The organism is Verrucomicrobium sp. BvORR034, assembly GCF_000739635.1.
In the GTDB taxonomy this organism is placed as follows: Bacteria; Verrucomicrobiota; Verrucomicrobiia; order Verrucomicrobiales; family Verrucomicrobiaceae; genus Verrucomicrobium.
Map to the genome: position 1 here is coordinate 1 of NZ_BATQ01000002.1, position 8,851 is coordinate 8,851.

Sequence of the window (8,851 nt, forward strand, 5' to 3'; positions counted from 1 at the left end):
CGACCTGGCCAGCAGCGCTGGATTGTTGGGGTATCCCTCCGGTCACGAATTTTGCAACCTGGTGCGTCCCGGTCTCATGCTCTACGGCGTGGATCCGCTGGCGAGCACCGGCCTGGGCGATCCCTACCAGGAAAAACTCCGGCCCGTGCTGACCTGGAAGACCCGGGTGATCCTGGTGCGTGAACTCCCCGAGGGACACGGCATCAGCTACGGCCGCAGCCATGTCACCCGCCGGCCCACCAGGGTGGCCACCCTGGCCTGCGGGTATGCCGATGGTTACCCCCGTCAGGTTTCAGGTAAGAACGCTTTTGTCCTCCTCCACGGCCAGCGCTGTCCTCTGCTCGGGCGGGTGACCATGGACCAGATCATGGTGGATGTCACCGACCTCCCTGGGAAAGAGCCCGTGGTGCCCGGCGATGAAGTGGTGCTTCTGGGGACCCAGGGCGGGGCGAAGATTTCCGCCGAGGAGGTCGCCGACAAGGCTGGCACGATCTCGTGGCACGTGTTTACGGGCATCACCGCCCGCGTGGCGCGGGTGGTGGTGGCGTAGTGGGTGCGGATGCGAGAGGTGAGTCAGGGGTGTGGGTGTCCTATGGGCCTACCGCTCCGCGGTAGAAATGCGGTGGCATGGGTCCATGGGTAGTCCTCGCTCCGCTCGGCCGACGCCATGGCTATTCATGGCGAACCCTCCGGGTTCAGGAAATGATGTGCGAGGGACTTGGTGTGTCTGTGTACGTTGTGAGATTTTCTCTCTTCGCTCACCAGCGGGACCGGAGATCCCGCCTCCTGCGCTCTGCACTCATGTGGTCTCGACACTTGCTCCTGGGTAAAGGAGGCGGGGGGTTCCCAGCTCCGCTCAGTCGCGCGTCCCCAGCAACATCATACCGGCCCCCGATCGGCAATCCATGACCTTCCGTTCGCCGTCGGGGTCGCAGTTCCGTCCCGCATGCGGGACGGTCAGGACGCGCCCTCCCGACTGAGGCAACCGAAGCGGTCGCCCTACAACCCAGAGTAGTTGGCCATGGGGTCAGGAACAGAACACCCCCAGGCCTTTGATCGTTCAACTCTGCCCCAGACACCCTGTAGGGCAAGCGCTCCGCTTGCCGCAAGTTACCCCTGACTGAGGCAATCGAGGCGGTCGCCCTACAGCCCAGTGTTTGGCCGTAGGAACGCGACACTTCCTCATGGGACGACTGGATCGGACCGGGACACCAATGTCCCTTTCTCCCTTTGCCGGCCGCTTCGTTGTACGTGTCGTCGCTGGCGTGCGCTCGGGTCTTCTGTCTCCGCGCAGCGGGCCCTACCTCCCCTGCAACACCCCATTCACTCCCTTGGTGTTGCGCATCAACGGGGCCATGCTCCAGATGATGAACCCGCCCTTGGGCCGGATGGAGGACTCGATGTCCAGCTGGCGGCTGATTTCCTGAACCGGCCAGTTGTGGCTGCCACCCAGGCGGTCCACCGCGAGGCTCGGGAATACGAGGATGCCGCGCGGATTCACACTGGAGCTGCGCCACCAGCCGAGGAGCGAGGAAAAACTCTGCGGACCCGCGTCCGCCCAGTAGAGCTGCGGGGAGAGGTAGTCCACCGTCCCCTCGCGGAGCCAGGCCACGGGGTCTGAGTACAGCTCGGTCAACTGGTCCAGCTGGGCCTCCACGCCGCGTGGGACGTTGGGCCGGTAGATGCCAAACGGGCTCACGCCAAACCAGGCACCTTGGCGGTTCGCATGCACCACCGTGTGCAATTCGCGGATCAGCGTGTTGACGTTTTCACGACGCCAGTCCGCCCGATTGAGCCCCCCGCCCCCTGCTTGATAGCGGCCATAGGTGGTGTCGTCCGGAAAAGTGCCGCGGGGCAGGCCGGTGCCGGGATACGGATAGAAGTAGTCGTCCAGAATCACCCCACGCACGGCATAACGCCGGACGATGTCCTCCACCACTCGCACCACATGCTGGCGCACCGCAGGATCGCCGGGATCCATCCAGAGCATGGAGCCTACCCGGCGCACGGCCCCCGGCATGGTGCGGGAGATGTGATTCTCCGCCTTGCCGGCCTTGCTGGTGGAGGCGCGATACGGGTTGATCCAGGCATGAATGGCAATGCCCTGGCTCTTCCCCTCGGCAATGAAGGTATCGAGCGGATCATAGCCCGGATCCACCCCCTGGGTGCCGGTGAGGAAGCGGCTCCAGGGTTCGAGACGTGAACGATACAGCGCGTCCCCCTCAGGACGCACCTGCACCATCAGGGTATTCAGACGGCACGCCGCGGCGATGCTGATGATCCGGCGGATCTCCGCTCGTTGCTGATCGGCGGAGAGTCCCGTGCGGGACGGGAAGTTCAAGTTGTGCACCGAGGCCACCCAGGCTCCGCGCATCTCGGCGGAGGCTGGAGCGGCCAGGGAGAACAGGATGGCAAAGAACAGCAGGTGGCTGGCAGCAAGTCGGGGCATGATTGAGGGGGTTAGATGTTATGAGCTAAGGGTTATGAGGAATTCGTTGATGGGCTGAATCGGCAGAAGGCAGTTCCTGCGAAACTTGAGCTCGTCCAACCCATAACTCTTAACTTCTAACCCATAACCCTCTCCCATAACCCATCCCGTTCTACATCACCACGCCCAAGTGCTGCCGAGGCCCCAACGGTTGGCCACTTCAAGCAGTTCGCCGCGAATGGGCCACTCGTCGGGACGAGCATCCTGACCTTCGTGGCGCTCGCTGGCTCCCTTAAGCTTCATGCAGCCGGTGTTGTCGCCGATGGCAGCGATTTCCTTCACTTCTTCCGCAGTGAAAGTGATGTCCGGCAGGGCCGCGAGCTCGTCCGCTTTGGATTCGATGGTCCGGGCACCCTCCCCCGCTTCTTGAATGAGGGTCGGCACCACGCTCCGAACGGGCTCTTGCGAGAGGTCCCAGATGGCGGAGAGTTGTAGCATCGTCAGGCCGTATTTCTCGGCGATCGGGCGCACCTTCTCGAGCTTCTCATTGCCTTCTTCCACCCAGCCTTTGGGGCGGTAGCTCCGGTGGTCGCCGTCGCGGAACTTGTGACCGGGCTTCACGTCATCGTGAAAGATGCCGCCGAAATCGACCACCCGGGCGAGCAGCTTCACCTCGTGCTTGCGGGCAGCGCTCAGCAAATGCTGGCCCGGCCAGGGTTCAAAGGGATTGAGGATGACCATGGCCCAGTCGATGTCTGCGCCGTAGCGCTCGAAGCAGTCGATGATGTCCAGGGTGAAGCCGTTGGCGGGTCCAGGGGCGATGCCGAGGCGTTCCGTCAGGCCCTTGGCCTTCACCGCCCGCAGGGCATCCCACACCACGGGGCTGCTGTAGCCTGTCGTGTCGGGATTGTGCAGCATGAGCAGGTCGAATTTCTGCGTTCCGCAGCGTTCGAGGGACTTCTCCGTGGCCATCTGGACGTAGCTGGCATACTCCTCAGGAGCATGCAGGCCGGGTTCCGTGAAACGGGGGTAGCCTTTGGCACCCGCCCGCAGGCCGCCGTAGAAGTCGTGGCCGATGATGCCCACCAGGGAGTAGGTGCTGCGGTCGATACCCTTGAGCGCCTCACCCAGTAGGGTGTCTGCACGGCCGCCACCGTACACGTCGGCGGTCACGAAGGTGCGGGTGCCCTTCTCATAGGAGCGCTGAACGAGCTGAATGTAGCGTTCGTCCGTGAGGGCTTCGCCAAAGTGCATGAAGCGGCCGCCGCTCCAACTGCCAAATGCGGTGCGTGTGAGATCCATAATACAGGTAATACGGTGAAAAGGCGCGGGGTCAAAGCCCAACCCGTAGGCGGGGCTTGCGAATCCATGGCCGCAGATTGCTACGGGTGTGTCTGGGAGTACGCCGGGACCTCAACCTTGAGGCTTGTGTTCTGCGTCGTCTTCGGAGTCAGAGGTCGGCAGGTCGCTGCCTTCCTCTGCCGGTTGCTCGTCCCAACTCTCTTCCGGGGGGGCTTCTCCCTCCCCTTCCGCAGAGTATTCGGAATATTCCGGGCTGGATTCTTCGGGAGCAGGTTCAGGCTCGGGCTCTGGAGCGGGTGCCTTGCCAAAGTCATCGACCTCCTCGCGGGTCGGGATCGCATCCTGGGCTCCTTCGCGCTGGGTGGCCAGGGCACCGGCGATGTTGGCCTTGCGCAGACTGCCGAGCAGATTGCGAGACTGGGCCCAGTGCACGGCAAACGTCCCGGCAAAGGCGTCTCCGGCACCGACGGTGTCCACTGCGGACAGCTGGGGTGGCGGTACCTTGAGCGCCTGATTGGCACTGAAGGCAAAGGTGTGCTCGGAACCCCGGGTGATGATGAGCGTGCCGATGCCGAGGTCGGCCATTTGGGAGCGGATCGTGGGGGCCTCAGCCGTGCTTTCCACAAAGTAACCAAGCAGCGAAGCGGCTTCCTTCTCATTCACAATCAAGAAGTCGATCGGCACCTGGCCCCAGGGAAATTCTGGATTGAGCGGCGAGGGATTCAAGATCGTCGTCTTGCCGTATTCGTTGGCAGTCTGGAGGGCATAGACCACCGATTCGACCGGCACTTCCAGCTGGCAGAGCACCACGTCGGCGGCTTCGATCATGGCGATGTTTTCCGCCACTCGTTCGGCCATGAGGTAGGCGTTGGCTCCCGGCAGCGTGACGATGCAGTTCTGCCCCGCCGGGTTCACACAGATGTAGGCGCGGCCCGTCGGGGTGTCCTCATAGGGCTGCACCGCAGAGACATCGATCCCCTGAGCCATCAGATACTCGAGGTAGGCACTGCCACCAGCGTCTGTCCCCACCGAGCCGATCAGGCTGACGGAGGCCCCCTGCCGACAGGCGGCCACGGCTTGATTGGCCCCTTTTCCTCCATAGCAGCTGCTCATGCTGCTGGCGGCCACCGTGGTGCCCGTCTCCGGCAACTGCGGCACCGAGAGCTGGGTGTCAATGTTCAGCGAGCCGACAACGGCAATGGCGGGGTTCGGAACAGTATCAGACATTGTGCGGACGTGGAGGTGCGTGGGAAGACGCCGGGCTTACTTTTTTCAGGTGCAATTAACACTCTGAGTCACCCATTCTGTCAGCGTATTTTAGCAAGTTCCCAGCAAAATCTTTGTGCGGAAACTGCCCTGCGATGTCACGGACGTCGGCTGATGTCCGGAACGGTCTCCTTCAAGATCTGCACAATGGCCCGCTTCTCCTCCACCGGCAGATAGCTGTAGGTGGGATCGGGCTTGCCCTCACTCAGGGCCTGACCGAGCCGGCGATAGACCCGCTGCTTCATCTCGGCGGGCATTTTCTGAAACACTGGAGAGTGAATCATGTAGCTGCAGCGGTACTTGAACACACGGGTGCGCAGATCGAAGTCGCGCAGCGAGGCACCACCAGCAGTGGTCTTGCGCGGCTTGAGGAAGTCGGCCACGAAGGTGGGATCACCCTCCACTCCCCCGGCAGGCAGCTTCATCTCATCGGCAAAGAGGATATAGCGGACAAAGGCGTCTGCGACCTTGTCCAGCTCCGCACTGTGGGCCGGGGTCAGGCGACCCTTGTCCTCCTCCAGCAGGGCGCGGGTGCGGTAGGTGGCTTCAACGAGCCGGGTCACAAACCCGAGCTGATGCTCAAACACGAGGTGGGTCAGGATATCGCTGGTGGCCACCGGGTACTTGTTCACGTCAAACCGCTCCCCGGGCACCACGGACTCCGTCTGCACGCCCTGTGGGGAGAGACGGCCGATCAGGTTGCCCCAGTGGCCAGTGATGGCGTGCTTGCCCGTCACGTGCCAGCCAGCGAAGCGCTCGTTGAACGGGATGCCATGGCCTGTGGTTTCCTGGCGGAAGGATTTCACACTGCCCCCAGTAGGACCCGGCAGGGACGATTCCACCACCCAGTTGGGCACCCGGCCTGTCTCTGAGCCCGCGTGGCAGTTCATGCAGCGGTTGGAGCGCTCGATCACCGGGGTCTGTCCCGGCTGGGGAATGTCGAAGATGTAGAAAATCGCACCCAAATCGGGGTCGAGCGAAGCCACCTCAATGCGGCCCCCAGGGATGTAGCCGATGGACACCTCGTCATTGAAGTACACCGACCGCGGATTGCGGGGTGAAATGAACCGGAGCTGAAGGCTGGTGGTGGAAAACACCCACATCTGGGTCGAGGCGGGAATGTCCAGCGCCTTGAGCAGGCTGATGAGGAAGGCCTTGTCACTGCTGAAATCGATCGGGGCCCGCCCGGCCTCGAAGTCCGTTTTGAACCGCGTAAAACGATCCTGCGGCTCTCGCTCCCAGTAACTGTGCGGCGGGAGCGTGAAGGCATTGGGGGCCTCCGCCGCGTGCAGGGATGCCGCCACTCCCCCCAGCAGAAGGGTGCTCGCGAGCAGACGGGGCAGGACTTGGCGGATCATGGGCGGCAGCGGATCTCAAGGGGGCGAAAACGACCTACAGATTACGATGCGGGCCGCGCAATTGAAACACCCCTTTGGCCCCGAATGTTGCACGCGGCCGGGCGGGAACCAACTTTGCCTTGCCTGCCAGCACAGTGGAGGGAAGACTTTCCGCCATGTCCGGCCCGCCTTCACGCCTCCGTTACCCCCTCGCGCTGCTGCTTGCGCTTCAGACGCTGGCACCCCTGCCGACGGCCTTCGCACAGTCCTACCGGGACATCGCGAAGGAGGCTGCGCTCAAGGGCGAGAACGAGAAGGCGGTGATCAACTACGAACTGGCGCTGAGCTCGGCCACGAAGCTGTTTAAGGAAAACGACATCGAAATCGTGATCCGTCGCGGAGAGCTGGGCGAAGCCTACCGCGCCGTCGGCCGGTGGAAAGAGGCCATCGAGCAGCTGGACTACGCCTGGCGTCGCTCCCGTTACGATGCAGAAACCAACCAGCGCTGGAGCGGCAAGGAGGGCGACCTCGCCTTTGGGTTCGCGGAGAAACTGGGCCGCGCCTGTCAGGCCGCAGGCCGCTATGATGATGCGGTCATGGCATTCGAGACCAATCTGTCCGATGCTGAGCGCACCGGTCGGCCTGCGGGCGATTTGATCGCGCCCGCCGGGCTGCTGGCAGACACCCTGCTGCTTTTGCAACGGGACGAGGAGGCGGACAAGGCCGTGGCCCGGGCCGTAGATGCGGCACGCAAGGCGCATGGCAATGAGCCCCCCGCCCTGGCGAGGGATCTGTCCATGCTCGCGCAAATCTACTACGGGCAGCTCCGGTATGCCAAGGCGCTGCCTCTGGCCCGCGAGGCTCTGGCCCTGGCTGAGCAGAATTTTCCCGATGAATTGCGCGATGTAGGTCTTTACCAGAGCCGTGTGGGAGCCCTCATGGTGCTCGCGGGTGAAGATGATGCGGGTGCGAAAGCGCTGCTGGAGAAGTCCCGCGAGAACTTGCTGAAGAAGCAGACCCGCGATGCGGTGGAGCTGCTGCTGGTGGAGCTGAGTCTGGCCAGGCTGGCTTCACGGCAGGGCGAATTTGACCTCTGTCAGAAGCACAGCGGTGAGGCCTGGCGCATCTGCCGGATGCACTACCCTTCCGATCATCCTGAGACGGGTCGCTGTTACCGTCAGCTCGCGGACAACTTCACCGCGATGGAGATGAGCGAGGATGCCGCCGGCCTCTATGCCAAAGCCCTGGCCATCTTTGAGGCGCACTTGGGCAAGGACCACCCGCTCGCTGCGGAAACCCACGCCATTGTCGTGAAGGCGGAGACCCAGCTTATCGCCGATCGCGAACAAGCCATGAAAGAGAAGGCCATGGTGGTCGCGGAGCAAAAGGCGCGTATCGCTGCGGAAGAGAAAGCCAAAGCCGACGCTGCGGAAAAGGTCCGCATGGAAGCTGAGGAAAAGGCGCGGGTGGCAGCGGCTGAGAAAGCCCGGATCGAGGAAGAGAAGGCGCAGCTCGCCATGAAGGCAAAGCAGGAGGCTGAAGAGAAGGTGCGCAAAGCGGCTGAGGAGAAAGCCATGCTGGCAGAAGCAGCAGCCGCCAAGGTAGCGGCGGAAAAAGCCAAGCTGGAAGAAGAGAAGGCCATGAAGATTGCCCAGGCCAAGGCGGCGGCAGAGGAAAAAGCGCGTCTCGCGGCGGAAGAGAAGACCAGGATGGAAGAAGCCAAAGCAATGAAAGCCGCGGAAGAGGCGCAGATGGCGGAAGCCGCGGCCGCCAAAGCGGCAGAAGAAAAAGCTCTGAAGGAGGAGAAGGCGCGCATCGCCGCGGAGGAGAAAGCCAAACTGGCTGCCGAGCAGAAGGCTCGCATGGCGGCCGCAGAAGCGGAAAAAGAAAAGGAAGAAGAAGCCCCCGCCCCCAAGAAAGCCACGGTCTCGAAGTCCACCAAGGGCACCAGCGAGAAGAGCAAAAAGGCTGTTGCTTCCTCGAAGCCTCAGCCCAAACCGAAACCCAAGCCTGAGGCCGCTCCCGCTGCACCGCCAAAACCCGTGGTGATGGCAGAGCCTGTCGAGGAAAAGGAGAAAGAAAAAGGCCCAGGAGTGGCTGCGAGGGTCACCAAGTCTGTGACTGGAGTCACCGGTGCTGTGACCGGCGCGGTTTCAGGAGCAACGGATGCGGTGTCAGGCGCGGTCACGGGTACGGTGAAGAAGCTGTTCAACCGCAAGAAGTCGGACCCGGGTGATGGCGATGGGAATGGGAACGGCAAGGAAGAGAAGCCGTGATCAGGAGCGACGCGACCCTGAGAGGTCGAAAGTTCTAGGAGCTACCAAGTACGGAGAGATGACCAACACCTGATCCCGCTGGCGGGATTTGGGGAGTGCGGCAAGCATTGCCGCTTTGGGAAGTCCTGTGCCGGGCAGGAAGCGTTGGGGTGTGAACGGAGGATGTGGGCTCTGGCGGGCGGCGAAGGGTTAGAGGACATCACAAGAGACGCCCAAGCGGCGGTTCCCGCGTGCACTCCAAA

The 8,851-nt window shown here is 62.8% G+C and carries 6 protein-coding genes; 2 read left to right on the forward strand and 4 right to left on the reverse strand.

Annotated elements, in window-relative coordinates; genetic code table 11:
* Positions 1–550: alanine racemase (locus BV034_RS00435; protein WP_265592478.1), on the forward strand; the 550-nt coding region annotated here is incomplete at its 5' end.
* Positions 551–1,300: 750 nt separating this feature from the next.
* Here BV034_RS00435 and BV034_RS00440 read toward each other — a convergent pair.
* The 4 genes from BV034_RS00440 to BV034_RS00455 all read right to left on the reverse strand — a co-directional run bounded on the left by BV034_RS00440 (position 1,301) and on the right by BV034_RS00455 (position 6,354).
* Positions 1,301–2,449 carry a family 10 glycosylhydrolase gene (locus BV034_RS00440; protein ID WP_050023016.1) on the reverse strand — a complete coding sequence of 383 codons (1,149 nt, stop codon included), beginning with the start codon at positions 2,447–2,449 and terminating at the stop codon, positions 1,301–1,303.
* 156 nt (positions 2,450–2,605) lie between these two features.
* Positions 2,606–3,730 (reverse strand): aldo/keto reductase, encoded by a 1,125-nt coding sequence (locus tag BV034_RS00445; RefSeq protein WP_050023017.1) that lies wholly within the window; start codon positions 3,728–3,730, stop codon positions 2,606–2,608.
* Positions 3,731–3,841: 111 nt separating this feature from the next.
* On the reverse strand, positions 3,842–4,957 hold the full coding sequence (locus tag BV034_RS00450; protein ID WP_050023019.1) for a ribokinase: 1,116 nt from the start codon (positions 4,955–4,957) through the stop codon (positions 3,842–3,844).
* Between the two features lie 137 nt (positions 4,958–5,094).
* The gene (locus BV034_RS00455; RefSeq protein WP_050023021.1) at positions 5,095–6,354 is read right to left on the reverse strand and encodes a hypothetical protein; all 1,260 of its coding nucleotides are present in this window, start codon (positions 6,352–6,354) and stop codon (positions 5,095–5,097) included.
* A 155-nt stretch (positions 6,355–6,509) separates the two neighbouring features.
* On the opposite strand from BV034_RS00455, the gene BV034_RS00460 reads away from it, so the two are divergent.
* Entirely contained in the window at positions 6,510–8,609 is a 2,100-nt protein-coding gene (locus BV034_RS00460; protein WP_050023023.1) for a tetratricopeptide repeat protein, read from the forward strand.
* Positions 8,610–8,851 lie beyond the last annotated feature (242 nt).